This window comes from Aquificaceae bacterium (genome assembly GCA_037481935.1).
In the GTDB taxonomy this organism is placed as follows: Bacteria; Aquificota; Aquificia; order Aquificales; family Aquificaceae; genus Pampinifervens.
Genome location: JBBFKQ010000003.1, coordinates 25,283 through 49,833, shown reverse-complemented (window position 1 = coordinate 49,833; position 24,551 = coordinate 25,283). Strand labels below are relative to the sequence as shown.

At 48.3% G+C, this 24,551-nt stretch carries 35 protein-coding genes and 1 tRNA gene; 17 read left to right on the top strand and 19 right to left on the bottom strand.

Annotated elements, in window-relative coordinates:
* Nucleotides 1-16: 16 nt before the first annotated feature.
* Together WHS43_03390 and prfB are read right to left on the bottom strand one after the other, a co-directional pair.
* Entirely contained in the window at nucleotides 17-1,132 is a 1,116-nt protein-coding gene (locus WHS43_03390; GenBank protein ID MEJ5338682.1) for a 4Fe-4S dicluster domain-containing protein, read from the bottom strand.
* Nucleotides 1,096-2,211, bottom strand: coding sequence for a peptide chain release factor 2 (prfB, locus tag WHS43_03385; GenBank protein MEJ5338681.1), 1,116 nt, complete (start codon nucleotides 2,209-2,211; stop codon nucleotides 1,096-1,098). The genes WHS43_03390 and prfB overlap by 37 nt, the downstream gene beginning before the upstream one ends.
* Before the next feature lie 61 nt (nucleotides 2,212-2,272).
* Between prfB and rimI the strand changes: the two genes are divergently transcribed.
* Both rimI and hpt read left to right on the top strand, forming a co-directional pair.
* Complete coding sequence (rimI, locus tag WHS43_03380) at nucleotides 2,273-2,773, top strand: ribosomal protein S18-alanine N-acetyltransferase (GenBank protein ID MEJ5338680.1); 501 nt, start codon at nucleotides 2,273-2,275, stop codon at nucleotides 2,771-2,773.
* Nucleotides 2,709-3,233: a hypoxanthine phosphoribosyltransferase gene (gene hpt / locus WHS43_03375; GenBank protein ID MEJ5338679.1), complete on the top strand. Its 525-nt coding sequence runs from the start codon at nucleotides 2,709-2,711 to the stop codon at nucleotides 3,231-3,233. Before rimI ends, hpt begins: the two co-directional genes overlap by 65 nt.
* 219 nt (nucleotides 3,234-3,452) lie before the next feature.
* Here hpt and WHS43_03370 read toward each other — a convergent pair whose 3' ends face one another.
* On the bottom strand, nucleotides 3,453-4,040 hold the full coding sequence (locus WHS43_03370) for a nicotinamidase (protein MEJ5338678.1): 588 nt from the start codon (nucleotides 4,038-4,040) through the stop codon (nucleotides 3,453-3,455).
* The gene (gene sfsA / locus WHS43_03365; protein MEJ5338677.1) at nucleotides 4,037-4,681 is read right to left on the bottom strand and encodes a DNA/RNA nuclease SfsA; all 645 of its coding nucleotides are present in this window, start codon (nucleotides 4,679-4,681) and stop codon (nucleotides 4,037-4,039) included. Before sfsA ends, WHS43_03370 begins: the two co-directional genes overlap by 4 nt.
* 150 nt (nucleotides 4,682-4,831) lie before the next feature.
* On the opposite strand from sfsA, the gene WHS43_03360 reads away from it, so the two are divergent.
* Genes WHS43_03360 through WHS43_03350 form a run of 3 tightly spaced genes read left to right on the top strand, consistent with a single transcriptional unit; the run spans nucleotide 4,832 to nucleotide 7,311 of the window.
* Nucleotides 4,832-6,070, top strand: a complete 1,239-nt coding sequence (locus WHS43_03360) for an aspartate kinase (GenBank protein ID MEJ5338676.1) — start codon at nucleotides 4,832-4,834, stop codon at nucleotides 6,068-6,070.
* A complete protein-coding gene (gene rfaE1, locus WHS43_03355; GenBank protein ID MEJ5338675.1) occupies nucleotides 6,060-7,004 on the top strand; it encodes a D-glycero-beta-D-manno-heptose-7-phosphate kinase in 945 nt (314 codons plus the stop codon). Before WHS43_03360 ends, rfaE1 begins: the two co-directional genes overlap by 11 nt.
* Nucleotides 6,982-7,311 (top strand): YraN family protein, encoded by a 330-nt coding sequence (locus WHS43_03350; GenBank protein MEJ5338674.1) that lies wholly within the window; start codon nucleotides 6,982-6,984, stop codon nucleotides 7,309-7,311. The genes rfaE1 and WHS43_03350 overlap by 23 nt, the downstream gene beginning before the upstream one ends.
* Here WHS43_03350 and WHS43_03345 read toward each other — a convergent pair.
* Together WHS43_03345 and WHS43_03340 are read right to left on the bottom strand one after the other, a co-directional pair.
* On the bottom strand, nucleotides 7,262-7,750 hold the full coding sequence (locus tag WHS43_03345; GenBank protein ID MEJ5338673.1) for a hypothetical protein: 489 nt from the start codon (nucleotides 7,748-7,750) through the stop codon (nucleotides 7,262-7,264). The genes WHS43_03350 and WHS43_03345 overlap by 50 nt on opposite strands.
* A gap of 31 nt (nucleotides 7,751-7,781) precedes the next feature.
* Nucleotides 7,782-8,564: a glycosyltransferase family 9 protein gene (locus tag WHS43_03340; protein ID MEJ5338672.1), complete on the bottom strand. Its 783-nt coding sequence runs from the start codon at nucleotides 8,562-8,564 to the stop codon at nucleotides 7,782-7,784.
* A gap of 17 nt (nucleotides 8,565-8,581) precedes the next feature.
* Here WHS43_03340 and WHS43_03335 point away from each other — a divergent pair, with 17 nt between their 5' ends.
* Nucleotides 8,582-9,154 carry an RNA methyltransferase gene (locus WHS43_03335; protein MEJ5338671.1) on the top strand — a complete coding sequence of 191 codons (573 nt, stop codon included), beginning with the start codon at nucleotides 8,582-8,584 and terminating at the stop codon, nucleotides 9,152-9,154.
* A 1-nt stretch (nucleotide 9,155) separates the two neighbouring features.
* Nucleotides 9,156-10,235 carry a phospho-N-acetylmuramoyl-pentapeptide-transferase gene (gene mraY / locus WHS43_03330; protein ID MEJ5338670.1) on the top strand — a complete coding sequence of 360 codons (1,080 nt, stop codon included), beginning with the start codon at nucleotides 9,156-9,158 and terminating at the stop codon, nucleotides 10,233-10,235.
* Here the strand turns inward: mraY and WHS43_03325 are convergent.
* On the bottom strand, nucleotides 10,227-10,604 hold the full coding sequence (locus tag WHS43_03325) for a DUF192 domain-containing protein (GenBank protein MEJ5338669.1): 378 nt from the start codon (nucleotides 10,602-10,604) through the stop codon (nucleotides 10,227-10,229). The genes mraY and WHS43_03325 overlap by 9 nt on opposite strands.
* Before the next feature lie 20 nt (nucleotides 10,605-10,624).
* On the opposite strand from WHS43_03325, the gene WHS43_03320 reads away from it, so the two are divergent.
* From WHS43_03320 to upp, 7 genes are all read left to right on the top strand, one after another.
* Entirely contained in the window at nucleotides 10,625-11,053 is a 429-nt protein-coding gene (locus WHS43_03320) for a Fur family transcriptional regulator (protein ID MEJ5338668.1), read from the top strand.
* Nucleotides 11,032-11,346 carry a 4a-hydroxytetrahydrobiopterin dehydratase gene (locus WHS43_03315; protein MEJ5338667.1) on the top strand — a complete coding sequence of 105 codons (315 nt, stop codon included), beginning with the start codon at nucleotides 11,032-11,034 and terminating at the stop codon, nucleotides 11,344-11,346. Before WHS43_03320 ends, WHS43_03315 begins: the two co-directional genes overlap by 22 nt.
* Nucleotides 11,347-11,365: 19 nt before the next feature.
* Nucleotides 11,366-11,443: transfer RNA gene (locus WHS43_03310), tRNA-Asp, on the top strand.
* A 28-nt stretch (nucleotides 11,444-11,471) separates the two neighbouring features.
* Nucleotides 11,472-12,362, top strand: a complete 891-nt coding sequence (gene dapA, locus WHS43_03305) for a 4-hydroxy-tetrahydrodipicolinate synthase (GenBank protein ID MEJ5338666.1) — start codon at nucleotides 11,472-11,474, stop codon at nucleotides 12,360-12,362.
* Nucleotides 12,355-12,747: a DUF4149 domain-containing protein gene (locus tag WHS43_03300; GenBank protein ID MEJ5338665.1), complete on the top strand. Its 393-nt coding sequence runs from the start codon at nucleotides 12,355-12,357 to the stop codon at nucleotides 12,745-12,747. Before dapA ends, WHS43_03300 begins: the two co-directional genes overlap by 8 nt.
* Complete coding sequence (locus WHS43_03295) at nucleotides 12,744-13,118, top strand: RusA family crossover junction endodeoxyribonuclease (GenBank protein ID MEJ5338664.1); 375 nt, start codon at nucleotides 12,744-12,746, stop codon at nucleotides 13,116-13,118. Before WHS43_03300 ends, WHS43_03295 begins: the two co-directional genes overlap by 4 nt.
* Nucleotides 13,099-13,728, top strand: coding sequence for a uracil phosphoribosyltransferase (gene upp, locus WHS43_03290; GenBank protein MEJ5338663.1), 630 nt, complete (start codon nucleotides 13,099-13,101; stop codon nucleotides 13,726-13,728). Before WHS43_03295 ends, upp begins: the two co-directional genes overlap by 20 nt.
* Here upp and WHS43_03285 read toward each other — a convergent pair.
* Nucleotides 13,712-15,109 carry a LysM peptidoglycan-binding domain-containing protein gene (locus WHS43_03285; protein MEJ5338662.1) on the bottom strand — a complete coding sequence of 466 codons (1,398 nt, stop codon included), beginning with the start codon at nucleotides 15,107-15,109 and terminating at the stop codon, nucleotides 13,712-13,714. The two genes, upp and WHS43_03285, sit on opposite strands and share 17 nt — an antisense overlap.
* Entirely contained in the window at nucleotides 15,078-15,350 is a 273-nt protein-coding gene (locus WHS43_03280; protein MEJ5338661.1) for an acylphosphatase, read from the bottom strand. The genes WHS43_03285 and WHS43_03280 overlap by 32 nt, the downstream gene beginning before the upstream one ends.
* 97 nt (nucleotides 15,351-15,447) lie before the next feature.
* Between WHS43_03280 and WHS43_03275 the strand changes: the two genes are divergently transcribed.
* The gene (locus tag WHS43_03275) at nucleotides 15,448-15,861 is read left to right on the top strand and encodes a septal ring lytic transglycosylase RlpA family protein (protein MEJ5338660.1); all 414 of its coding nucleotides are present in this window, start codon (nucleotides 15,448-15,450) and stop codon (nucleotides 15,859-15,861) included.
* On the opposite strand, the gene WHS43_03270 is transcribed toward WHS43_03275, so the two are convergent.
* From WHS43_03270 to accC, 4 genes are read right to left on the bottom strand one after another with little or no spacing between them, the layout of a single operon-like run.
* Nucleotides 15,848-16,657 carry a radical SAM protein gene (locus WHS43_03270; protein MEJ5338659.1) on the bottom strand — a complete coding sequence of 270 codons (810 nt, stop codon included), beginning with the start codon at nucleotides 16,655-16,657 and terminating at the stop codon, nucleotides 15,848-15,850. The two genes, WHS43_03275 and WHS43_03270, sit on opposite strands and share 14 nt — an antisense overlap.
* The gene (ricT, locus tag WHS43_03265; GenBank protein MEJ5338658.1) at nucleotides 16,629-17,498 is read right to left on the bottom strand and encodes a regulatory iron-sulfur-containing complex subunit RicT; all 870 of its coding nucleotides are present in this window, start codon (nucleotides 17,496-17,498) and stop codon (nucleotides 16,629-16,631) included. Before ricT ends, WHS43_03270 begins: the two co-directional genes overlap by 29 nt.
* Nucleotides 17,446-18,417: a DNA polymerase III subunit gene (locus tag WHS43_03260; protein ID MEJ5338657.1), complete on the bottom strand. Its 972-nt coding sequence runs from the start codon at nucleotides 18,415-18,417 to the stop codon at nucleotides 17,446-17,448. The genes ricT and WHS43_03260 overlap by 53 nt, the downstream gene beginning before the upstream one ends.
* Complete coding sequence (accC, locus tag WHS43_03255) at nucleotides 18,414-19,748, bottom strand: acetyl-CoA carboxylase biotin carboxylase subunit (GenBank protein ID MEJ5338656.1); 1,335 nt, start codon at nucleotides 19,746-19,748, stop codon at nucleotides 18,414-18,416. The genes WHS43_03260 and accC overlap by 4 nt, the downstream gene beginning before the upstream one ends.
* A gap of 36 nt (nucleotides 19,749-19,784) precedes the next feature.
* On the opposite strand from accC, the gene WHS43_03250 reads away from it, so the two are divergent.
* Together WHS43_03250 and WHS43_03245 are read left to right on the top strand one after the other, a co-directional pair.
* On the top strand, nucleotides 19,785-20,357 hold the full coding sequence (locus WHS43_03250) for a UbiX family flavin prenyltransferase (protein MEJ5338655.1): 573 nt from the start codon (nucleotides 19,785-19,787) through the stop codon (nucleotides 20,355-20,357).
* Nucleotides 20,358-20,425: 68 nt separating this feature from the next.
* Nucleotides 20,426-20,857, top strand: coding sequence for an Hsp20/alpha crystallin family protein (locus WHS43_03245; protein MEJ5338654.1), 432 nt, complete (start codon nucleotides 20,426-20,428; stop codon nucleotides 20,855-20,857).
* Here the strand turns inward: WHS43_03245 and murA are convergent.
* From murA to WHS43_03215, 6 genes are read right to left on the bottom strand one after another with little or no spacing between them, the layout of a single operon-like run.
* On the bottom strand, nucleotides 20,854-22,140 hold the full coding sequence (murA, locus tag WHS43_03240; protein MEJ5338653.1) for a UDP-N-acetylglucosamine 1-carboxyvinyltransferase: 1,287 nt from the start codon (nucleotides 22,138-22,140) through the stop codon (nucleotides 20,854-20,856). The two genes, WHS43_03245 and murA, sit on opposite strands and share 4 nt — an antisense overlap.
* Complete coding sequence (locus WHS43_03235; protein MEJ5338652.1) at nucleotides 22,112-22,288, bottom strand: hypothetical protein; 177 nt, start codon at nucleotides 22,286-22,288, stop codon at nucleotides 22,112-22,114. The genes murA and WHS43_03235 overlap by 29 nt, the downstream gene beginning before the upstream one ends.
* On the bottom strand, nucleotides 22,285-22,584 hold the full coding sequence (locus tag WHS43_03230) for an Lrp/AsnC ligand binding domain-containing protein (protein MEJ5338651.1): 300 nt from the start codon (nucleotides 22,582-22,584) through the stop codon (nucleotides 22,285-22,287). The genes WHS43_03235 and WHS43_03230 overlap by 4 nt, the downstream gene beginning before the upstream one ends.
* Nucleotides 22,529-23,758 carry a glutamyl-tRNA reductase gene (gene hemA / locus WHS43_03225; protein ID MEJ5338650.1) on the bottom strand — a complete coding sequence of 410 codons (1,230 nt, stop codon included), beginning with the start codon at nucleotides 23,756-23,758 and terminating at the stop codon, nucleotides 22,529-22,531. Before hemA ends, WHS43_03230 begins: the two co-directional genes overlap by 56 nt.
* 11 nt (nucleotides 23,759-23,769) lie before the next feature.
* Nucleotides 23,770-24,072, bottom strand: a complete 303-nt coding sequence (locus WHS43_03220) for a cupin domain-containing protein (protein ID MEJ5338649.1) — start codon at nucleotides 24,070-24,072, stop codon at nucleotides 23,770-23,772.
* A gap of 2 nt (nucleotides 24,073-24,074) precedes the next feature.
* The gene (locus WHS43_03215) at nucleotides 24,075-24,521 is read right to left on the bottom strand and encodes a DUF4149 domain-containing protein (GenBank protein ID MEJ5338648.1); all 447 of its coding nucleotides are present in this window, start codon (nucleotides 24,519-24,521) and stop codon (nucleotides 24,075-24,077) included.
* Nucleotides 24,522-24,551: the final 30 nt, after the last annotated feature.

The window sequence follows — 24,551 nt, the reverse complement described above, 5'->3', positions numbered from 1 at the left end:
ATCTTTCAAAAATTGTTCACTGAACCTGATTTTCATCCACCACCCTTCTTACCTCCTCTCTCACATCTATGCCCACAGGACACCATGTTATGCACCTTCCGCATCCCACACAGCCAAAGGTTTCAAACTGGTCCATCCAGTAGGCGAACTTGTGCATGAGCCACTGCCTGTAGCGGGAGTGAACGCTCTGCCTGAGGTTAAAGCGGTGGACTGTGGCAAAGGAAGGTGAAAAGCACGAATCCCAGACCCTTACTCTCTGGCTCTCTCTGAGCTTTAGGTCATTCTTTTCAAGTATGTCAAAGCAAAAACATGTGGGGCATGCCTGCGTGCAGGATGTGCAGGCAAGACATCGCCTTTCTGTATGCTCCCAGTATACAGACTCCATCCTGCCGTATAGCCTCTGTGGGAGACCTTCTCTTTCAAAGTGGATTTTCATCATGTCTTCAGTTTTCCTGAGCCTTTCTTTTTTCTCCTCAAAGTGTCTATCCTCAGCCGGTATTTTTCTCTCAACAGAGGCAAGGATTTTATCGCCCCTCTCAGAGCCTGCCTCAAGGAGAAAGCCCTCCCGAAGCTCCGTTATGAGAAGGTCGTAGCCCTCCTTTACCTCAGGACCCGTTCCCATTGTGGTACAGAAGCATGTGGCAGTGGCGTATGTGCAGTTTACCGCAACAACAAAAAGGTCCTTTCTGAGGCTGGCATAGTAAGGGTCGGGGTGGGGATTTTTGTGGAGAAAGACCAAGTCCAGCACCTTCAGAGCTGAAAGGTCACAGGCTCTCACATCAAAGAGGCAGAGTTTTCCCTCAGGCAGGCTTGTCTCAAAGGCAAGCCTTCCATTTTCTCTTCTCACCCTCATGAGGGTGAGCTCGGGAGGATGGAGAAAGCTCCTGGGGGAGTTGTAGGGATGGGTGTAGGTAAAGTAGCCCTGAGCCTTCTCAAGGGCATAAAAGCCGGGCCCTTCTACATTCCTGTAGCCCAGAGGAAGTCTTTCAAAGCGGTCAACCTCTGAAAAGACTATTACTCCTTCCCCGAGCTCGGGGGCTATGACCCTGTAAGCTTTCTTAAGTCTCTCAAAGAGCTCCTCCAGTCCCTCAAGGCTTAAGAGGTAGCCTCTGCCCTTTCCCTTGCTCTCCACCTGAGATACTCCTCTATGAAGGGGTCTATTTCTCCATCCATCACCGCGGAGACGTTGCCAACTTCAAGGCCCGTTCTCAGGTCCTTAACAAGCTGGTAGGGCTGGAATACATAGGACCTTATCTGATAGCCCCAGCCTATGTCAGTTTTTTCCCCCTCAAGTGCCTTTTTCTTCTCCTCAAGTTTCTGCAGTTCAAGCTGATATAGCTTTGCCTTCAGTAGCTCAAGGGCTTTCAGCCTGTTCTGTAGCTGAGACCTCTCCTGCTGACAGGAGACCACTATGCCCGTTGGCTTGTGCCTGAGCCTGACTGCAGTGTCTGTCTTGTTTACATACTGACCGCCCGCACCACTTGCCCTGAAGGTCTCCATCTCAATGTCTTCTTCCCTTATCTCTATGTTTATGGTCTCGTCTATCTGTGGTGCCACGCTCACGCTGGCAAAGGAGGTGTGCCTTCTTGCATTGGCATCAAAAGGGGAAATCCTCACCAGCCTGTGAACTCCGTGCTCTCCCTTCAGATATCCGTAAGCATAAGGACCCTTTATCAGGAGGGTTGCACTCTTTATGCCTGCCACGTCGTCCGGGTTTATGTCCACCAACTCCACCTCATAGCCGTGCCTTTCCGCCCAGCGTCTATACATTCTCAGAAGCATGTTTGCCCAATCGCAGGCTTCAGTGCCACCCGCGCCTGCCTGAACTGTGAGGTAGGCATTCTTTGAGTCCATCTCCTCTGAAAGAAGGGCTTTTATCTCAAGCTCCTTCAGAGGCTTCTCTACCGAATGGAGCTCTTCAAGGAGCATCTGCACCGTTTCAAGGTCCCCCTCCTGAGTTGCGTCAGCCAGCTCTTCTACATCTTTGAGCGTTTTCTCTATCCGCTCAACCTCCCTGAGGTTTTCCTCAAGCCACCTCCTTCTCTGAGTTATTGCCTTTGCCTTTTCCTGGTCGTTCCAGAAATCCGCAGAAGCCATACTCCTGTCTATATTCTTTAGCTCTTCCCTCATAGCCTCAGGGTCAAAAACGACCCTTGTATCTTCTAACTTCTCCTTCAACTCCTCCAGTTTGTTTTTAACCTCCGCAAGCATAAGTTTTAATATAATTCCTTTGCTTCAAGTTTGGAGGTTATCATGAAAAGGGTCAATAGTGATGATAAGGGAGATGAGACCAGAAGACATTGAGCATGTGCTGAAGATAAACGAAGAGTGCTTTAATTCCGATGCATGGAGTAGAAAGGCCTTTGAGAGAGAGTTTGAGCTTGACTACTCTTACAGATTCGTTCTTGAAGAGGGAGGAACCATAATCGGCTATGCAGTTGTGTGGAAGATTTATGATGATGCTAATCTTATGTCCATAGCGGTAAGGAAAGACCTCTGGGGTAGAGGCTATGGTAAAAAGCTTATGGAGTTTCTCGTAGAGTATTTTAGAGACAAGGCTCAGAGGATTCTTCTGGATGTGAGAAGATCCAACATAAGGGCAATAAGACTCTACCAGTCCCTCGGCTTTAAAATAGTTTCAGAAAGAAACAAATACTACTCGGACGGTGAAAACGCCTTCCAGATGATGCTTGAGCTGGAGGAAGAGGATGAGGATAAAGGGAAAACCTTTGAAGTTGCTCATACCAGAGGAAAGGATAAGGCAGAGGGTTGAGGAGCTGGCAGCGGTTATAGAAAAATACTACCCCGAGCCCTTTCTTGTGGTTGGACTTTTGAAGGGAGCCTTTGTCTTTACCGCAGACCTCATAAGGGCTTTTGACCTGCCTGTGCAGGTGGATTTTATGTGGGTTTCCAGCTATGGCTCATCACAGGAGAGCGCAGGGCATGTGAAGGTGGTAAAGGATTTAGACAGAGACATAGAAGGTCTGAGGGTTCTGCTTGTGGATGACATACTTGATACAGGCTACACCCTTGCAGAAGTCTACAGGCTACTCAAGCTCAAGGGTGCCAAAGACATAAAGACCTGTGTTCTCCTTGACAAGAAGGAAAGAAGAAAAGTAGATTTTAATGCGGACTTTGTGGGCTTTGAGGTGCCCAACCTTTTTCTCGTAGGCTATGGGCTGGATTGGGACGAGGAAGGCAGAAACCTGAGGGGGATATACGCAGTGGAGTAGCTCCCTGCGCCACGAACAGACTTACCTGAGGGGATAGACATCCGTGTAGCACCAGGCGTTGAAGGGTGGGTTACATCTCCTGACCCGAAACGGACCTCCTCCACCCTCATGTCCTCTATGTATACGGGGTGCATTTTGGCTCTCTCGTAGTCTATGGCAGGCACGCACGACAGAGCGTAAAGGCACGGGGTCAGAATCCTTAACGCCTTCAGAATGTCCTTAGTCCGCTACGTGGGGAAGTTCCAGCCCCACGGCACCCGAGAAGAGCATCTCTTCTATTGCCCTCTCCGAGTCTCCCGGGCTTACATCCACGCCTCTTATACCGTCCAGAAGTAGAAATGCCTGATAACCCAAATTTAGAGCTCCCAGCACCGTATTCTTCACGCAGTAATCGGTGGCAACGCCACCTACGAAGACTCTGCGTATACCTCTCTCCTGCAGTAGGCTATGCAAAACTGTGCCCTGAAAGCCAGAGTATGCGTCAAAATCCGGGCTTGTTCCTTTTGAGATTATAAAGCGGTTGTCATGGGGTATAAACAGGTCTGGGTGAAACCCTGCACCCTCTGTGCCCTGCACGCAGTGAGGTGGCCACAGACCTCCCTGCTCCTTGAAGGATATGTGATTTTGTGGATGCCAGTCTCTGGTGAAAAAGACCGGAAGCCCCCTTTCAAAAAAGAGCCTTATGTAATCGTTTAGCCTTGGCACTATGGTATCTCCATCTGGCACAGGAAGGGCACCCCCCGGCATAAAGTCCCTCTGCATGTCCACCACTATTAGGGCGTCCTTTGGTGTTAGCCTGACCTTCATGGCAGAACCTCCACGGGTATCTCTTCTTTTAATTTAATCTCCTCAAGGCTGACGGAACATCTGTAAGCTCTTATCTCAAGACCAAGCTGAAAGTATCTCAGTAGAGCCTTTGAAAATTCGGGGTCCACCCTCCAGTTGGGAGAGAAGACTTCCGCATCTCCCCTCTGCACTACAAAAACTATGAGCGGGTTGTATCCCTCTTTTGAAAGTTCTATGAGCTTTTCTATGTGCTGTTTACCTCTCAGGGTTGGAGCATCTGGAAAAAGGGCTGTGTTGTTCTCTACGAGGTTAACAGACTTCACCTCAATGGGCCTTCCGTTTATCAGGAGGTCAAACCTCTTGTTTCCAAAGCGGGGCTCAAAGATGGCCGGTGAGCTTACCCATTCTACATAAAGCTTTGGAGCTATGTGGGAGTCTATACAGACGAGATAATCTCCCCTCTTTGCAAGGATTATTTCAAAGGGGTGCCTGCCAATTGTCTTTTCGGCTACATATACTTCATTGCCAGAAAAGAGTAATTCCCTGAGCCTGCCGGTGTTGCGTATGTATGCGGTAAGTTCCTTGTCCTCAAGGGATATGAGTCCCACAAACCTGTTGAGTCTCTGAATAAAGTTTGCCTTTATCAGTTCTGGGAACTTCATTTTAGAAAGGCCCCACCGGGCGGTGGGGCAAAACAATTAGGGGAGGGAGGGGGAGGGAGTTTCTAACTGCCCCTAACTTTTTTATCCTTACAGATGATTATTATATACAAAATTTTTCTCCTGTCAAGGGGGTAGTATAAAATAGTATGGATGAGGCTAATTGTGGTCAAGTTTGGCGGGACTTCTGTGGGAAGTCTTGAAAGGATAGGCAATTCTGCAAAAAAAGTCCTTGAAAAGTTAAAGGAGGGTTATAAAGTGGTGGTGGTATCCTCCGCCATGGCAGGGGAGACAGACAGGCTTATAAACCTTGCAAAGCAGATAGAGACAATGCCCCCAGAACGTGAGCTTGACATGCTCATATCCACAGGGGAGCAGCAGGCGATAGCTCTTTTTGCCATGACTCTCCAGAGCCTTGGTGTTCCCGCAGTCAGCCTCTGCGGATGGCAGGTGCCTGTAATCACCGATGATGTGCACACAAAGGCAAGGATAAGGAAAATAGGCGTCCAGAGGCTCAAAAACCTCCTTCAGGAGGGCTACACGCCAGTGGTGGCCGGCTTTCAGGGGGTCACGGAAAGCTGGGAGGTGACAACCCTTGGAAGAGGAGGTTCAGACCTTTCTGCTGTTGCACTGGCTTATGCCCTTGGTGCAGACTGTGAGATATACACAGATGTGGAGGGAGTTTTTACGGCTGACCCGAGAATAGTGCCAAACGCAAGGAAGATACCCATAATATCCTACGAAGAGATGCTTGAGATGGCATCTCTGGGTGCAAAGGTGATGCAGGCAAGAAGCATTGAGTTTGCCATGAAACATGGTGTAAGAATACATGTAAGAAGCTCTTTTACTGACAGTGAAGGGACATGGATAGTCCCTGAGGAGGAAGTGATGGAAAAGAGCGTGGTTCGGGCAATAACCCTTGAAAGGAATGAATCAAGGATAACTGTAGTGCGCGTGCCCGACAGACCGGGCATAGCCTACAGTATCTTTAAGGCCCTTGGAGATGCCCATATTGTGGTGGATATGATAGTGCAGAATGTGTCCCATCAGGGCTATACGGACATGTCCTTTACCGTTAACAAGGCAGACGCACAAAAAGCAGAGGGTATACTAAAAAGAGTGGCAGGGGAGATAGGAGCTCAGGAGGTGGTAAGGGACGACAGAATAGCAAAGGTCTCTGTGGTGGGGATAGGCATGAGGAGCTCCTACGGAACCGCTGCAAAGATGTTTGAGGTTCTCTACAAAAACGGCATAAACATAATGGCCATATCCACCTCTGAGATAAAGATATCATGCCTTATAGAGGACAAATACGGAGAGCTTGCGGTAAGGGAGCTTCATCAGGCCTTTATAGAGGAGGGTGAAGAGGTAAAGGTGGTCAATGAATCCTGATAGGCTTTCAGAAATTCTTGAGAGGTTTAAAAGCCTCAGGGTTCTGGTAGTGGGAGATGTGATACTTGACAGGTATGTCTTTGGAAAGGTGGAGCGAATCTCCCCTGAGGCTCCAGTGCCTGTGGTGGAGGTTCAGAGGGAGGAGTTCAGGCTTGGTGGTGCGGGAAACGTTGCCCACAATCTGGCAAGTCTCGGGGTAAAAACATATCTTCTTGGCGTGGTGGGTCAGGACTTCGGGAGGCATATCATAAGAGGACTTCTTAAAGATTCTGGGATAGAGGACCTTCTTGTGGAAGACCCATCAAGACCCACCACAGAAAAAACCCGTATAGTGGCCCTTTCTCAACAGCTCCTGAGGATTGACAGCGAAAGCAGGAGGTCTCTGGAGGGAAAGGCTCTTGAGGAGCTTCTTCAGAGGATAGACCTGGACGTGGACGGTATAGTGGTTTCTGATTACGCAAAGGGGGTGGTATGCAGAAGCACTGTGGACAGGATAAGGGAAAGAAGGGTGTTCTTCTCTGTTGACCCCAGACCACAGAACAGGGAGCTGTATGTGGGTGCAGACCTGATGACGCCCAACGAAAAGGAGGCCATGGCAATGTTTTCTGAAGATAGTTTGCAGAGGCTTGGGTGGGGGCTAAAGGGGAAGCTCAGACTTAAAACCCTTGTGATAACACTCGGTGCCAGAGGTATGGCTCTTTTTGACAGAGAGTTCAAGGTGTTTCCCGCAAGGGCAAAACAGGTCTACGATGTTTCCGGAGCAGGGGATACGGTGGTTGCCGTGCTAACAGCCTGTGCCCTTGCAGGGCTGGACTGGGATACTGCCTGCGAGCTTGCAAACCTCTGCGCAGGCATAGTGGTGGGCAAACTGGGCACTGCGGTAGTAAGACCGGAGGAGATATTCCAGAGCCTTGAGGAAGGGTGCAGAATTTGAGGAGCTTGCGGTAAAGTATCTGGAGGGGCTTGGCTACAGAATCCTTTACAGGAACTACCACTGCAGAACAGGAGAAATAGACATCATAGCCCTTGACGACAAAGTGGTGGTCTTTGTGGAAGTAAAGGGTGGAAAGACAGAAGGTCTGGGAGACCCTGTGGAGAGAATGGACAGGAAAAAGATGGAAAGACTCCTAAGGTGTGTGGAATACTATCTTCACAGACATCCGGCAGAGGACTACAGACTTGACCTTGTGATTATAAGGGGGAATAACATAGAACACATAAGGGGTGTTGAGCTTTATTAACCATGCTCTTCCTTACCTCTTTCCTGAGCTCCTTGACTTCAACCCTGAGGTCTTTTATTTCCTCTTTCAGTTCTTCAAATCTCTTTAGGTTGTCCGTCTTAACCTCTTCAAACCTTCTTGCGGTATCTGCCTTGTGGTCAGCAAGTTCCTGTCTGACAAGTTTAATCTCTTCTTTGACTTCCTCAAATCTTCTTGTGCTGTCCGCTTTGACCTCGTCAAACTTCCTCGCGGTATCCGCCTTATGCTCCGCAAGTTCTCTGTGCAAGGCTTCTAAACGAGCTTCAACATAATCTCTGAACTCCCTTATAGACTGTTCAATCCCCGTAATTGGGGAAGAAAAATCGTCAAGCCTTTTGTCCAGGTACATAATAAGAAAAACACCAACTCCTACAATTGCTCCCACTATTGTTATCAATCCTATGACAAGCTCAAGGCTCACAAGAAAATCACAAAGCTCTTTTTTAGAGGTATCAACTCTGCATGTTGTATAGCATGAGAAACCTGTTGAAGAGCAAATCTGTATGAAGGCATTTCCTTTCCTCGCAAACATCTGGAAAGCATGGACTGCAGGAAAGCCCGAGGCTTATCTGAAAAACCCTTTCCCCTATTGGTCTCCACACGAGGGGGTCCGTGGGACCGTAGAAGATATAAGTTGGAAGTCCGCAGTAGCTGGCAAGATGGGAAAGCCCGCTGTCAAGACCGACGAAAAGCCGTGCCCTCTTCAGTGCCCTTGCTATCTCAAGAGGTGAAAAACTCTCAAAGTAATTTTTTATGTGGTCTTTTAGCCACTGGTCTGCTTCACCTATCAGGTATAGGGTTCTGAAGCCCTCTCTTTTAAGAAATTGCTCTATACGCAGAAAAAGCTCAAGAGGTGGATTTTTCTTCCATGAACCGCTGGAGGGATGAAGAACTGCATAGCCTTCAAGGAGGCCATTTTCTGCGGGCTCTATGGGCAGAACTTTTGAGAAGTTTCCCTTCAGAGAGAGGCTTTTCAGGTAATGCTCCACAATCCACACCCTTCTTTCCGGAAAGGGCTTTAGATTTCCATCCATACTTATGATGATTCTTCCCTCAAACTCTCTTTCGGGAATCTCTGAACTTACCACCTGAGCCCATCCCACCTCCTTTGCAAGTAAAAAGTAATCCGTGTTGCCCACAGCCCAGACAGTCTTGCCAGACTCTCTTAGGAGCTCAAGAAGGGGGAAGGTGAGAAGCGTATCCCCGAGACCACCCCGACGGTAAAGAAGCCACATGCTATAATAAGGAATTTATGATAAATCATAACGTCTTCATAGCCTTGCTCCATTATCCTGCCATGGACAGAGATGGAAGGACCATAATAACCTCCTTCACTACCATGGACCTTCATGACATAGCCCGCCCCGCAAGAGCCTATGAGATAAACACCTACTACATAGTTCAGCCCGTTGATGGTCAGAGATACATAATAAAGAAACAGATAGAATACTGGCTCTCAGAGGAGGGTTTTAGGACAAACCCCACGAGAAACGAAATAGTAAAGCTTGTGAGACTGTGTTATACCTTTGATGAGGTTCTTGAAGATATACAGGAAAGTAGAGGCAGAAGACCCCTTATAGTGGGAACGGACGCCAGAACCTATCCAAACACGGTCTCTTACCACTGGCTGTCGGAGGAAATACACAGAAGAGAGCGGGACTTTCTCATAGTCTTTGGCACCGGCTACGGCATACCTCCTTCCCTTATGAACACCTTTGACTACATCCTTGAACCTGTTTACGGTGCGGGTGAGTGGAACCATCTTTCCGTCAGGAACGCAGTTGCCATAATCCTTGATAGACTATTAAGCAGGAACAGGTGCTGAAATGCTTTACCATATGGCACTATACCTGAGGGATTATTTTTTCGCTTTCAATGTGTTCAAATACATAACCTTTCGTTCTTTTCTTGCGGTGCTCATCGCCTTTTCTCTGACCCTGATTTTAACGCCCATTTTCATGAAAAAGATGAAGGCTATTCAGAGGCTTTTCAAGGGATACATAAGGGAATACACCCCAGAGGGTCACCTTGTAAAGAGATACGTCCCCACCATGGGAGGTCTCATAATAGTCCTCTCAGTTTTTCTGAGCTCCTTTCTTTTGATGAGGCTTGACCTCATATACTTCTGGGTTATAACCCTCTGCATACTTGGCTTTGCCCTAATAGGCTTCTGGGATGACTTTGTCAAGCTCAGGAACAAGAAAGGTATATCTGCAAAGAAAAAGTTTTCTGCACAGCTCCTTGTTGCCGGTTTCACATCCGTCCTTATATATCTCTACAGTGGCGTAAACACAAAGCTCTACTTTCCTCTCTTTAAGAATCTTGAGATAGAGCTCGGGCTTTTCTACATTCCCTTTGCCATGCTTGTTATAGTTGCCACTTCCAACGCGGTAAACTTAACAGATGGACTTGACGGGCTTGCCATAGGACCTGTAATGACAACCGCCGCAAGTCTTGGAATAATAGCCTATGCGGTAGGTCATGCGGGCATAGCTGGCTATCTGAATATTCCATATGTTCCCTATGCAGGGGACCTTACAGTTCTCTGCTTTGCCATAGTAGGTGCGGGGCTTGGTTTTCTGTGGTTTAATGCCTTTCCCGCACAGCTCTTTATGGGGGATGTGGGGGCTCTTGCCCTCGGTGCAGGTCTGGGTGTAATGGCCCTTGTTTCCAAGTCAGAGCTTCTCCTTCCAATAGCTGGAGGGGTATTTGTCTTTGAGACCATGTCGGTTATACTTCAGGTTGTCTACTTCAAGCTAACAAAGGGCAAAAGGCTCTTCAAGATGGCACCTTTTCATCACCACCTTGAGCTCTCTGGAGTTCCAGAGCCAAAGATAGTGGTCAGGATGTGGATAATATCTATCCTGCTCGGTATACTTGCCATTGCCAGCCTCAAGCTAAGGTGAAAGGAGAATATCTCTATACATGCACTTTCTACCTCTTATCAGCTCCACCACCGTATCCACGGGCTGGGGTGAGGAGACCACTACCGTTCCTGCCTTTTCCTCTGGAGGGAGGTATGACCTTCCCACAAGCCTGCCCCTGTCAATCCAGTATAGGTCAAGCTCAAGGTGTGTGTTCCTGTTCCAGAAGTGCCTTATGGCCCTGTCTCTGTATAAGAATACCATACCGTCGTATCCCACAAAGGACCTCAGATGCATAAGCCCCCTTTCGTGTTTTTCTGGTGTGTCCGCCACCAGAAGCCTGCACTGATGAACCTGTGCATTAGTTGCATATGTGATAAGAAAGAGTATGATATTGAAAATTATTAGCATATGGTTTATATTATATACCCATGCTTAAGGAAGAAAGGCTTCAGGAATTTATAGAGGCTTGTAAGAATATGGGGCTAAAGATAACGCCTCAGAGAGTGGCAGTCTACGAGGTTTTACTGAGCAGGGAAGACCACCCCACCGTTGAGGAAATATACAACGAGATAAAGAAGAAGTATCCCTTTGTGTCCCTTGCCACTGTATACAGAACGGTGGAAACCCTTGAGGAGCTGGGCTTTGTCAAGAAGGTTGCCTACTGGGGTGGCTCTGTGCGGTATGATGCCAACATAAGCGACCACCACCATCTCATATGCACCCAGTGTGGAGCCATAAGGGACGTGGAGTTCTGCATAGACTGGGACCCACCAGCCTATATGGAAGGCTATAGGGTTCACAAGTATTCACTGCACATATACGGAGTCTGCCCCGCATGTCAGGCAAGGGAGAACTGAAGGTTTACTCAGCCCAGGAGATAGAGAGTAAACTAAAGGGATTGCCCGGCTGGGCCTTTGAAGAAGGCTTTATTGTCAGAGAATACAGCACAAAAAACTGGAAGGAAACGGTCTTTCTCTTTAATGCCATTGCAAGTCTTGCGGAAGCACACTGGCATCACCCAGACGTAGAGGCCGGTTTTAAGAAAATAAGGGTTAAGCTGACCACCCACGAGGCGGGAGGTATAACAGACAGAGACTTTAGCCTTGCAGAGGAGATAGAAAAAATCTCTTCCCTTTTGCTCAAAAGGTGATATAATATTCTCCTCTAAAGGAGCCGTAGTTCAGCCCGGTCAGAACGCCGGCCTGTCAAGCCGGAGGGCGCGGGTTCAAGTCCCGTCGGCTCCGCCATCCCTAACCATATGTTATAATTATCTTCATGTTTCAGGGTTCAATAGTCGCCCTCATAACCCCCTTCAAGGATGGGGAGGTGGATTTCAGAGCTCTTGAGAGTCTAATAGACTTTCACGCAAACAACCATACTGACGCCATATTGGTCTGTGGCACAACTGGAGAGTCTCCTACCCTCACCTTTGAGGAACATGAAAGAGTGGTAGAGCATGCGGTAAGGTATGCAAGGGGAAGGATTAAAGTAATAGCCGGCACAGGGGCAAACGCCACCCATGAGGCTATAGAGCTCACATCCCATGCAAAGAGAGTGGGGGCTGACGCCTGTCTGCTTGTGGTCCCCTACTACAACAAACCTACACAGGAGGGGCTATATCAGCACTTCAAGACGGTGGCGGAGGAGGTGGACATTCCCATAATACTGTATAACATACCCTCAAGAACTGGTGTGGAAATAGCTCCGGAGACCATTTACAGGCTTGTCAAGGACTGTCCAAACATAATAGGCTCCAAAGAGTCCACTCCTAATATGGACAGGATTTCCGAGCTCAGAAGACTTCTTGGTGAAAACTTTACCATCCTATCCGGTGATGATTCCCTCACCTTACCCATGATGGCTCTGGGTGCGAGGGGTGTTATATCCGTTGCCAACAACATAATTCCCAGAGAGGTAAAGGCCCTTGTGGACTACGCCCTCAGGGGAGACTTCCAGAGAGCAAGAGAGATGCACTACGAGCTGTTTGAGCTTTTTAAGGTGCTCTTTATAGAAACCAATCCCATTCCCGTAAAGACCGCCTGCTGGGCTCTCGGCATGTGTGAGAAGGAATTCAGACTCCCCCTGTGTCCAATGAAGCCGGAAAACGAAAGGAGGCTCATACAGACCCTGAAGGTCTACAACCTTCCGGTAGTGAGGGATGTATAAGTTTCTGCTGTTTTTAAATTCCTCTTACCTTGGGCTTGGTTCTTTCTTCAGCTTTTTTGTGGCCCCCACTCTTTTCAGAGTCCTTCAGAAGGAGCAGGCAGGTGCGGTTGTAGAAAGGGTATTCCCCGTCTATTTTGGTATAGGTCTTGTGGTTTCTCTTGCGACCCTCTTTCTTGGTTTCAGGCTCGGTAAGCTCGTAGCTGGGCTTGCTTTTGTGAACCTTATGCTTCATGCCCTTCACCTTTTTTATGTGCTTCCCACCGCTCATGCCCTAAAGCCTGTAGATTACAGTGCCTTCATGAAATGGCACGGCATATCCATGGGTATTAACCTGCTGAGCCTTTTAATTACTCTCCTTCTATGCATACTTCTTATGAGAAGATGATAGAGTTAAGGCTTTCTATGCTTCCAGTGCCAAAGAGCAACAGGTATATAAGAAGAAAGGGTGGAAAAGTGTTCAAACCTCCAAGGGTAAAGAACTGGGAGGTGAGAGCACTGTGGGAGATAAGGGAGCAATACAGGGGTGAGCCACTTGAGGGCAGGCTTTCTGTGTATGTAGAGCTCATACTTCCCAATCACAGGAGGAGAGACATAGACAACATGCTGAAAAGCCTCTGGGATGTGCTGGAAAAGGGCGGGGTCATAAAGAATGACAGCCAGATATACGAGGTAAGAACTCTCAAGAGGGTTTTGAAAGGTCAGCAGGGAACCCTTGTGCGTCTTGGAGATTTTCACTATGGCCTTGAAGATAATTGACCACTCATTGATAAGGCACAAGCTGAACCTTGTGAGAAAAAGGCATACTCCACCGGAGAAGCTAAGAAGTCTCCTTGAGGAGATAACCCTTATGAGTATTCCCTTTGTTCTTGAGGGATTTCCCCTGAGGATGGAAAGCGTTGAGACACCCATGGGTGTAGGAAGAAGTTTTGAGTTTGTTGAGGAAGACAGGATTGTTTTTATATGTATACTCAGAGCGGGGCTTCCCATGCTCAATGGTGCCCTGAGGGCATTGCCGGGTGCAAAGGCGGGTTTTCTTGCTATAAAGAGAAATGAGGACACACTCACCCCGGAGTTGTATTACAGAAGGCTACCACCCCTTGAAGGCAGATTCGTTATACTTCTTGACCCCATGCTGGCAACGGGCGGAACTCTCAGTCTTGCCCTGAGCGAAGCTAAATCCCTGAAACCGGAAAAAATGGTAACTCTCAACTTAGTTGCATCGCCTCAGGGGCTTGAGAGGACCATGTCTGCACATCCCGATGTTGACTTCTTTCTGCTGAGCGTGGATGAGGGGCTGAGCCCAAAGGGATACATAGTGCCCGGAGTGGGAGATATAGGAGACAGGCTTTTCACTGAAGGTCTCTGATATACTCCGTGGGGTCAAGGGGGACTCCCTCCTTGTTCCTGAGCTCAAAGCGCAGGAGACATTCCTCAGAGTTATTCTTCTTGCCAACCCTGGCTATGACCTGCCCCTTGCTGACCCTTTCTCCTCTTTTCACGAGGTTTGACTCATTGTAGGCATAGAGGGATATAAAGTTGTCATGTTCCACTATTACCATGTTTCCGTAAGCCTGCAGGTCACCCCCGCTGTATATAACCCTGCCATCCTCAACAGCTTTTACAGGCGAAGAGCATGGAGCTGAGATTTCTATGCCCTTTGGCACCCTTGACACCTTGCCGTCCACGGGGAGCTGTATGTTGAGACCTCTGGGTGCTGGTGCAGTTGATGTGTCCTTCTCTAATTCTCCCACTACAGACCTCTCTTCTCTTCTGTTGGGTGGCTGTCCGCTTTCCTGTGCTGGTTTTTCCGCCATTTCCCTTCTGGGTATTTTCACTTTTGTCCCAGCCTGCAGGAGCTTGCCCTTTAGCTCTGGGTTGAGCCTTTCGAGCTCTTTCAAAGGCACACCGGTGGCTCTGGCAACATCTCTGAGCCTTCCGCTCCTTCTGACCCTGTATATCTCATAGGCTTCCTCCCTTGTCCTCTTAGACTTTACCTCTTCTGTTTCTCTGAGAGGTATTTTCACCCTTGTTCCCGCAGGAAGCCATCTACCTTTGAGTTCTGGATTGAGCCTCTCAATTTCTTTAACAGAAGTCCCGGTTGCCTTTGCCACATGTTCAAGCTTCGCACCCCTCTTGACTGTGTAAAGTTCATACTTTTCTTCCTTTGCCACTGTCTGTTTACTGCCCTTTGGCAGCTTTACCTGCGTTCCGGGCTTCAGCCATGCATCTTTTAATTCCGGGTTTAACCTCTCCAGCTCCTTGAGGGGAATGCCGGTTGCCTTTGCCACGTGTTCAAGCCTTGCCCCCTTTTTGACCGTGTAGGTTTCGTAATCCGTCTCTTCTGCCCCTCCCCTTTTTTCCACAGAGCTTCCCTTTGCGGGTATCCTTATCTTCTGACCTTCCACAAGCCTGTCATCCTTTAAGTTGTTGAACTCCTTCAGCGTCCTTACATCAACACCAAAGCTGTCCGCTATCTTCTGAAGGCTATCCCCTCTTTTTACTTCATAGATTGCATACTTCTCTGAGGGCTTTTTCTTTGTAGTTTTTACAGGTATGCATAGGTTCTGACCGGCCTTCAGTCTCCTTTCATCAAGACCTCTGTTGGCAGACTTGAGACTGTTTATGTCCACACCTTCTCTTCTGGCTATCTTTTCAAGAGTGTCTCCCTCCTTTACCCTGTAATTCTTACACTCAAGGGCAAAGGAAAGGCTCAGGCTAATACCTAACAGTAAAATCCCTTTCTTCATGGCTTGGCACCTCCTTGAGGACCTCCATGCGGTCAACCTTTCCCGCAGGCGGACCCTCCCAAAGTTCCTTCAAAAATTCCCAAACCACATCCTTTTCTCCCTGAACAAAAACTTCAACCCTTCCATCTGGCAGATTCTTGACCCACCCAGACAGCCCATAGCTCTGGGCAAGCCTTCTCGTAAAGGCTCTGTAGCCAACGCCCTGCACAATACCATTCACGTATATTTTTAGGGCTATCATCCATAGAATTTTACATCAGAAAGAGGGGGTTGAAAATATGAAATGATATGTGGTATCATTAGGAAGACTACAATCCTCAGGAGGTGTCCTCATGAAAATGGCTGTTTTTCTTCTTCTGCTTTTTTCTGTGGCCTTTTCCATGGATTGTAGAATTCAGGAAGGATATGCCAGCTGGTATGGCGGAAAGTTTCATGGCAGAAAAACAAGCTCTGGAGAGGCTTTTAACAAGCACAAGTTTACCGCCGCATCAAGGGATTATCCTCTTGGAACCTATCTGCTGGTAAGAAATCTCAGCACCGGGGAGGATGTGGTGGTGGTAGTCACAGACAGAGGGCCATCCAGAAAGAGCAGGATAATAGACCTCTCAAAGTCCGCCGCTGAGAAGTTAGGTATGCTAAGGCAGGGTGTGGCAAGGGTTCAGGTAATGCCTCTATACTGTGCAGCAGAGGGTAGTGAGTCAAGTGAGGAATTTCATGAGGAGGTTATAAAGGACCTTATCAACACATTGTAAGCCTTCTGTTTGTAAGGAGCGTCCCGCATCCTCCAAGAGAATCCTTTCTGAACCTTGTAGAAAGCGTCACCCTTATACCGTAGGACCTGAGAATTAAAAAGGCCTTCTCGTATTCCCAGTCCTCCACATCACTGAAGTCTTTCACCGTCTGGTTGTATCGCAAAAGGGTTGCGCTCACACCAAGCTCTTTCACCAGCTGTGCAAAACCCATGAGCTCATCTCCAGAGTCGTTCACCCCCTTAATCAGAAGGTAGGCAAGGCTTATCCTTTTTCTCTTCCTTGAGGGCATTGTGGACAGCTCTTCTCTGAGAGCCTGCACAAGGTTCCTCAAACTGCCAGCATGGGGGAGCAACTTTTCTCTCTTTTCTTCTCTTACAGAATGTATGGATATGCTGACTCCATTGTGGGGTAGTTTCAGCAGCTCTCTGAGCTTACTTACCGGATAGCCCGTAGTGTAAAAACTCACCCTGAGCCCTTCATCTTTAAAATGCCAGAAGGCTTCCTTTACCTTCTCCCAGTTCATAAGAGGCTCACCAATTCCTGCAACCGCTACCCGCCTTATGTGAAGCCTGTCTTTCAGCAGCTCATACTGACCTGTTATCTCCTCCAGTGAGAGGCTTCTGAAAAGTCCATCTATGCCAGAAAGGCAGAAGGGACAGCCTATGGCACACCCTGCCTGTGTGGATATGCAGAGGGTATCTCCTCTGTAGTAAACCGCCTCCACTCTTCTGCCATCATGCAGTTCAAATAGATAGAGCCTGTTGAGACTACTGTTCAATTCCTGCAAAAGCCTCATTTTCCGTCACAGCCCTTCTACAGCAACCCCCACAGCTTCTGCAATGGTTCAGTGCCCTTTCATAACCCTCTGGCAGAATATCTTTCAGGTCCACTTCCCTTTTTGACTCCTCGGAAAGGAGGCTAATCTTCCACCTGAGCGGGTCCACCTGCAATACCCTGTAAACCTTGCCCTCAAAACATACTTCGCTTCCAGCCTCCGGCAGGAGGGACTTTACAAGATAGTTTTCCCTCTCAAAGACCAGACAGCATATTAGCCTTCCACAGGGACCCGTAAACTTCTGAGGTGAGAGAGGGAGGTTCTGCTCCTCAATATCCCGCAGGGATACGGACTGAAACTCCTCCTGAAACCTGACACAGCATGGAACCTCCCCGCAGGTGCCCACCCATCCAAGAATCTGCACTGCATCCCTTACGCCCACCTGTCTCATCTCTATCCTCTTTTTGAAGACCTTTGCAAGGTCCCTCACCAGATTCCTGAAATCTACCCTGTGCTCGGAAGTGTAGTAGAAGAATATCCTGCCCTTATCCAGTGGTATGTAGGTTTTTATGAGCTTCATGTCAAGCCCATGTTCGGCTATCTTCTTCCTGCATACCTCCATGGCTTCCCTTGCCTTTTCCTCGTTTTCTTCCATTCTTCTTATGTCTTCCTCTTTAGCCTTCCTGAGGAATATGGCTTTCAAGGATGAAGGCTCTCTTGATGTGCCAAGCACCTTTACCACCTCTTCCCCCTTCTCCGATTGCACTACAAGAAGTTCACCTCTGGAAACGTCGCTCTCCCATACGCCTTCAACCTGAAGCACCTTGTTGGTGTCCTGAAATTTTGCCTTTATGTAAGACATTCTTTACACCTCCTCTGAGCTGAAAGAGTAAAAGGCTGAGCCTTATACCCTTGCTTAAATATTCTAACCCTGCAGAGGCTTTGTCAAGAGCCTGCTCAAAAGCCTCATCTCTGGTCTGTTTATACTTCATGTGAAGCATGTTCAGGAGCAACTTCAAAAGCATTGACTGTCTGTCGTAATCCCACTTTTCCACCTCAAGAGCCTTTTTGTATAGGGAGAGCAGGTCTCCTTCCAGTATGGTTTCTGCAGTGGTGAGCAGCTCCTTATCTTCTTTGAGCTTAAGAGCCATGGTAAGACTTCCCTCGGAAAGTTCGAGTATCAGAGGGTCCTGTATTCCCGTGATTTCCCTTAGTTCCTCCTCGCTCAGTGGTGGAACCTCCAAAAGAAAGCTCCTTGACCTTACGGTAGGTAGTAGCTTCTGAAGCCTGCTGGTAACAAGAAGAAAGTGGGTATCCTCTGGCGGCTCCTCAAGGACCTTCAGTAGAGCGTTCTGTGCCTGTGGGTTCATGCTCTCTGCGGGCTCTACGAATACAACTTTTCTCTTAGAGAGGGCGGGTTTCAGGTATACAAAATCTTTAACTCCCCTTATCTGGTCAATCTTTATCTCCGCCTTCTCAGGTTTAAGGTATACAAAGTCTGGATGGTCTCCCTGAAGGTAGAGATAGACCCTCTTGCCTTTTCTATCCTCCCCATAAAAGATTAGCTCCTCTTCCTTTCTATGTCTGAAATCCTGCATGTGGACACAGGACTGACAGTTTCCACAGGGTGGATAGCTCTCCTTAAGGCAGAGGAGCGAAGTGGCAAACTCAAAGGCAATATCCCTCTTGCCCACACCTTCTTTGCCGTAGAAGAGGATGGAGGCGGGAACCCTTTTCTGATGGTAGAGCCTGCTCAGGAACTTTTTTAGCCTTTCTCTCATATCATGAGCTCTTCTACAAACCTTATGTGGTGCCTCCCCTGCTGGAACTCTCTGCTGGAAAGCACCCTCTTGTGAAAGTCTATGTTGGTCTTAAGTCCTGTGCCACTTATCCTGAACTCTTCAAGGGCTCTCAGCGCCCTGTTTGTGGCTTCTTCCCTTGTCTGTCCCCAGCATACGAGCTTGCCTAGAAGGGAATCATAGAAGGGCGGGACAGAATAGCCACAGTATATGTGAGTATCAACTCTAACCCCAAAGCCTCCTGGAAGATAGAGCTCTTCCACCTTGCCCGGTGAAGGAAGAAAGGTGTTTGGGTCTTCGGCGTTTATCCGACATTCTATGGCATAGCCTTTTCTTTCAGGCTTTTTTATGTTTAGCCTCTCACCTCTCGCTATCCTGAGTTGCCACTCCACAAGGTCTATTCCGTAGACCATCTCGGTAACTGGGTGTTCCACCTGAATACGACCGTTCATCTCCATGAAGTAAAAGTTGCCCTCCTGGTCCATAAGAAACTCTACCGTGCCCGCCCCTTCGTAGCCTATCTCCCTGCAGAAGTCTGCCACAAGAGCCTCCATCTCTTTCCTCTTTTCCTCTGTAAGATGGTAGCTTGGAGCCTCCTCTATTAGCTTCTGATGTCTTCTCTGAACCGAACACTCCCTCTCCCCAAGGGTGAGCACGTTGCCGTATCTGTCAACGAGAACCTGTATTTCTATATGTTTTGGGTTTATAAGGTATTTTTCAATGTAAACCCTTCCATCGCCGAAGGCCACCTCCGCCTCCTGCATGGCAAGAGGTAGCTTCTCTCTCAGTTCTCTATCATTGCTGACAACCCTTATCCCCCTACCCCCTCCACCGGCTGCCGCCTTTATCACCACTGGATATCCCACCCTGCTGGCAACCTCAAGAGCCTTCTGAAAGTCCACCGGACCATCACTGCCAGGGACAAGGGGGAGCCCAACCCTTTTTGCCACCTCCTTTGCCCTGACCTTGTCCCCTATAAGCTCAAGGGTCTCTGCAGAGGGTCCCACAAAAACCTTACCGCTGGCTCTCACTATCTCCGCAAACTTCGGGTTCTCGGAGAGAAAGCCATAACCTGGATGGACCGCCTCTGCACCAGACACCTCAAGGGCGGATATTATTCTGGGTATATCAAGGTAGCTCTTAGAAGGCTCTGCCGGTCCTATGCATATGCTTCTGTCTGCAAGCTTCGCATGCATGCTGTTGGCATCTGCTTCAGAATACACCGCCACGGTCCTTATGCCCATTTCCCTGCAGGTCCTTATCACCCGGACCGCTATCTCACCCCTGTTGGCAATAAGAAGGCTCTGCATCAGGACTATTTTACACGCAAAGGCTATACAATTTTCCACATGCCCGAAAAACTTGTTCTCTGTATAACGGGCGCCAGCGGTGCCATATATGGATACAGACTTCTTCAGGTGTTTACCTCAATGAACTTTGAGATAGACCTTATTGTCTCCTCTTCTGGCTGGGTTGTTCTCAAGCAAGAGCTTGACTTAACTAAAGGTAAGATACTTGAGGAATTTCCCCATGTGAGGCTTATTCCAGACAGAGACATTGCAAGCCCGGTAGCCAGCGGCTCAAGGCTCGTCCACTACAGAGGGGTTGTGGTGGCACCCTGTTCCATGAGCACCCTTGCCCATATAGCCTCTGGCACCAATCAGAACCTTGTCCACAGGGTTTGCGAAGTTGCCCTCAAGGAAAGGGTCCCCTTAGTGCTCCTTGTGCGAGAGGCCCCCTATTCTCTCATTCATCTGAAAAATATGCTCCAAGTCGCAAAGGCTGGTGCTCTGATTATGCCCGCAAGCCCCGGCTTTTATCACAGACCGCAGAGCCTTCAGGAGCTTGTGGACTTTGTGGTGGGAAAGGTGCTGGACGCTCTCAGGATTGAACATGGTCTTTATAGAAGATGGAGGGAATGAAGCCCTTGACATTTTACAATAAAGGACTAAAATAAATTTACAGAAAAACCTTAAAGGAGGTGGTTGCCATGAGAAGAGGACTTATGCTCTGGAGCCCTTTTGCAGAGATTGAACGCATAAGAAGGGAGTTTGACAGGCTCCTTGAGGAGCTCATGCCCAGGGAAGAGGGCGAAAGGGTCTTTGCACCCGTAGTGGATGTGTATGAGACAGACCAGGAGCTTGTGGTAAAGGCTGAACTACCTGGAGTGAAGAAGGAGAACGTGGAAGTGTCCATAAGGGACAACGCCCTGCACATAAGAGGTGAGAAGAGGGAAGAAAAGGAAGAAAAGACGGAAACCTACCACAGGGTTGAAAGGGTCTACGGAAAATTTGAGAGGGTTCTACCACTGCCAGCCGATGTGAAGGTGGAGTCCGCCAAAGCTGAGTTCAAGGACGGCGTTCTTGAGATAAGGATACCCAAGGCTGAGGGTGCAAAGGAAAAGAAGATTGAGATAGCTTAATCTTTGTGATGGGGTCCCCTCTCTATGAGGGCCCCCAGGGCTTTTAGTTTTTTTTCAAGCTTCTCATAACCTCTATCAAGGTGGTATATGTCCCTCACGAGGGTTGTTCCCTCAGCCACTAGCCCTGCAAGCACAAGGCTGGCAGAAGCCCTGAGGTCTGTAGAGTAAACCTCAGCACCGTAAAGCTTCTTCACACCTCTGACTATGGCGGTTCTGTCCCTCACATGAATATCTGCGCCCATCCTCTGAAGCTCTGCCACGTGCTGGAAACGGTTTTCAAATATGTTCTCCCTTATCTCCGATACACCATCTGCAAGGCAGCAGAGCACCATAAACTGGGCCTGCATGTCTGTGGGAAAGCCAGGGTACTCTGCGGTGGATATGCTGAGAGGCTGAATAGCCTTACCACCCCTGACCCTGAGGCTATTAAGACTCAGCAGTTCAAGCTCGGCACCCGCCTCCCTTAGTTTCTCTATCAGGCTACCCAGGTGTTCCACTCTTACGTCCTCAAGCAGAACATCTCCACCTGTCAGAAAACCGGCCACCATAAAAGTTCCTGCCTCAATCCTGTCGGGGATAACCCTGTGACTAAAACCTCTCAGATGTTCGCTCCCCCTTATCAGGGCAGTCCTGTCCTCTATATGTATCTCCACCCCCATTTTTCTCAGCACTTCCACAAGGTCCATAACCTCTGGCTCCAGGGCTATGTTTCTCAGAACGCTCCTCTTTTCACAGCCACTCAGGAACATGAGGGCATTCTCCGTGCCAGTCACCGTTATGACCTCAAAGGTGTATTCTACAGGCTTTATCTTCTTTACCTTCATATCTATGTAGCCATGTTTTACTTCTATGCTTGCCCCTGCCCTTTCAAATACTTTTAAATGCTGGTCTATGGACCTTACACCTATGGAACACCCTCCTGGCATGGATACAAGAGCCCTTCCGAACCTTGCAAGCAGGGGACCCATTACGAGGACAGAGGCTCTCATCCTCCTCACCACTTCATCGGGTGCCTCGTGGGTTTTTATGGGTTCTGGGTCCACCACCACCCTTTCCCCTTCAAACTCCACAAGGGCTCCCAGATGCCTTAGGAGCTCAAAGGTTGTTTTTGTATCAAGAAGGTCAGGCACATTTTCCAAAGTGCAGGGTTCTCTTGTAAGTATGCTTGCCATAAGTATGGGCAGGGAGGCGTTCTTTGAGCCGGATATGCTCACCTTCCCTTTCAGGGGTTTACCCCCTTCTATTACTATACATTCAGAAGTATATGATGTAGTGCTTCTCATCTTTTTTTATTATTATCTTTACCACATCTCCCTTTCCGGAGTAGAAGATTTCAACCCCGTCGTCTTCCTCCTTATGAACCGCCGGTTCTTCAGAGTATATGACCAAAATTCTTTCCGCCTCCTCCACTACCAGGGGAAAATCGTTCATATCCTCACTACCACGCAGGTAAGAGCTTCCTTCACCCCTTCCAGAGAGTGTATCTTGTTTATTACAAGCCTGCCAAGTTCATCCTGATTCTTGAGTTCTGCAAAAACTATGATATCGTAGGGACCTGTTACCACATCTGCGGTTTTTACACCTTCAAAGGTTGAGAGAGCCAGCATTATGGAAGGAATCTCCCTCGGGTCAGCCTTTATTAGCACGTATGCCTTTATGGAGTATTCGCTCTCAAGCTCCATAAGCTCTGTTATGGACATGGGATAGCCTTCGCTCTGAGTCTGCATATTCCACCTCCTGCAAGAATATTTTAACCAACTTCTCTGCAAGGGACGGGTCCTTTCTTATCTCCTCCACTGCAAGGTGAACCAGCCTTCTTACCCTGGGCTCTCTTTCCTCCACATCTTTCCATGCTTCTTTTATGTTTACTATCTCTTTCTCAACCCTGAGAAACTCCAGCCACTTCATAAACTTACTCACCTCATCCCACACGATTATCTCCCCTTTCTCCTTTTCCTTCAACCTCTCCCTCAGATTTTTCTCCGCCACCTCCTGCAGATCATCTATGTTGTAGAGAAATACCTCATCAATCTCGTTTACTTCAGGGTCCACATTTCTAGGAACGGATATGTCTATGAAGAAGATTGGCTTGTAGTTCCTTCTTCTTATTGCCTTTTTTACCATCTGATGGTCTATGACGAATTTTTTGCTGCCCGTTGAGACTATGACTATGTCAAAGTCATGAAGGTGTTCGGACAGCTCTTCAAACCTCAACACATGCCCCTGAAGCTCCTTAGCCAGCTCTACTGCCCTCTCGTAGGTTCTGTTGCTTATAAACAGATGCGCCTGCAGCTTCCTCAGATACTTGGCAGAGAGCTCAGCCATTTCCCCGGCGCCAACGAGGAGAACCTTTGTGCGTGCAAGGCTTCCGAATATTCTCTTGGCTAGCTCCACAGCCACATAGCTTACCGATACTGCATTTCTGCTTATTCCCGTCTCTGTCCGGACCCGCTTGGCAGTTCTGAGAGCCTTTTCATATAGCCTGTTCAGGACCTTCCCAGTGCAGTGGAGCTCTCTGGCTACTCTGTATGCCTCTTTGAACTGGCTGACTATCTGAGTTTCCCCAACCACCATGGACTCAAGCCCGCTTGCAACCTTAAAGACATGCGCAACCGCCAGACCATCTTCAAGGAAGAAGGAATTTTTCCGCAGCCTTGTGTCCACACCTTTGAGCTGGAGAAGTTCAAGCACGAGCCTGTTCATAGGCTCGTAGTCTTCAGCAACAGTGTAAACCTCTACCCTGTTACAGGTGGAGAGAAGTATTATCTCCCTTATACCCCTTATGGTTTTGAGGGGTGGCAAAAGATAATAGGCATCTTCCCTGCTACAGGCGAGGAGCTCCCTCTGCTCCACGGGGGCAGTTTTGAAGTTTACACCCCAGACAAATATGCGATACATCATGTATAAATATATCACACCACAATAGCCACAACCACCATATCCTCCACGGCCTGAAAACCATGAGGCTCATTGGGTTCGTAGAGGAGAGCTTCTCCCTTTCCAAGTCTTTCCCTCTTTTCTTCCGACCCCACAAAAAAGTCTCCTTCACCCTGAAGCACGAGGGTGATAACTCTGTGCGGTGATGTATGAAGGTTTATCTTCTGACCAGCCTTGAGATAAAAGGCAATGCACCTTAAGTCTTCCTCCACATGAAGGGCCTTTTTTGCTGGCATGAAATCCGAAAAAACACCCTCTGCTTTCAAAAGTTTTGCCATCTTTAACCTCCAAACCTGAGTTTTACTGCAAGGTAGACTACCAAAAAACTGAGGAGCAGGTTTATAAAGCCAAGAAGTCTCGCCAGACCTCTATGAAAGGCGGAGCCTGCAGACTTTGGTCCAAAGTAAAGGTCATGAACTAGTGAGACTACAACTATGAAAAAAAAGACTATCAGCTTGTGCATAAGAGTCCTGGTGTAAGGGTTTGAAAGGTCAAGGAGGCCTGAAAAGCCCAGTATGTAATGTATGTTCAAGAGCCCTGTAAGAAAAAGAAGGGAAAGTGAACCCAGTGTTCCATACAGGCTGAAACGTCTGCCCACCTCCTGAAAGGCCTGGTCTCTTATGGGAAGTTTTCTCACAAAGGGAGCTAGAACAAGAACCAGGAAGAGCATCCCACCCACCCACAGGGATGCAAGGACTATGTGAAGGAAAAGCACAAGCTCTTTCATAGTAAATCTTTACTTATATTCTAAGCCAAA